This is a genomic window from Pseudomonas sp. IT-P44 (assembly GCF_949768225.1).
Classification (GTDB): domain Bacteria; phylum Pseudomonadota; class Gammaproteobacteria; order Pseudomonadales; family Pseudomonadaceae; genus Aquipseudomonas; species Aquipseudomonas migulae.
Genome location: NZ_CATKQM010000085.1, coordinates 1 through 555, shown reverse-complemented (window position 1 = coordinate 555; position 555 = coordinate 1). Strand labels below are relative to the sequence as shown.

Below are 555 nucleotides of genomic sequence, written 5' to 3'. Positions count from 1 at the left end.
GTGTTCACGGCGGGCCGCGCTGATCTGTTTGAAGAGGTACACCTGAAAGCCCGCGACGCCGGTCAGGACCAGCTCGGTGATCATCAGCAGTACGCTCACGGTCATGGATGAAAGTTCCATTTCATGCGCTCCAGTTGCCACGGCCGCCAATCCGGACGGCGGTGTACATCAGCCAGGCCAGAGCCTTGGGCATGCCCTCCTCGAGCAGGGCCTCGTAAAACACCTGATCGGCTTCGGCCTTGGTAAATCGGTCGGTGGCGTTGGTATAAATGAAGTCATGCACCACCGATGGCCGGCGGGCGCATTCATCGTCACGTGGGATCAGCCACCAGACCGGCCGGGGTACGCTGGCCAAGTCAGTGCGATAGCACTGCGGCACCGTCACCCACTGGTTGCGGGTGGTCAGGTACATCAGCGGCCGAACCAGCTGCCACTGCTTGGTGCCCATTACGGCCTTCACGACCAGGGAGGTTTTAAAGGGCATCGGCGGCGCACTCCACGCGGATCTTGTTCGGAGCCGAATTTGCGTCGATGAGCTGGCGCATCGTGCTGCGT

At 61.4% G+C, this 555-nt stretch carries 1 protein-coding gene; it reads right to left on the bottom strand.

The annotated features are described in order from the left end of the window. Window positions 1-121 precede the first annotated feature (121 nt). A complete protein-coding gene (locus tag ACM6IO_RS27925; protein ID WP_414912617.1) occupies window positions 122-484 on the bottom strand; it encodes a DUF1353 domain-containing protein in 363 nt (120 codons plus the stop codon). Window positions 485-555: the final 71 nt, after the last annotated feature.

What these genes read in the sequence shown, in the direction of transcription:
- ACM6IO_RS27925 (WP_414912617.1), bottom strand. Translation starts at nt 484, where the DNA reads ATGCCCTTTAAAACCTCCCTGGTCGTGAAGGCCGTAATGGGCACCAAG.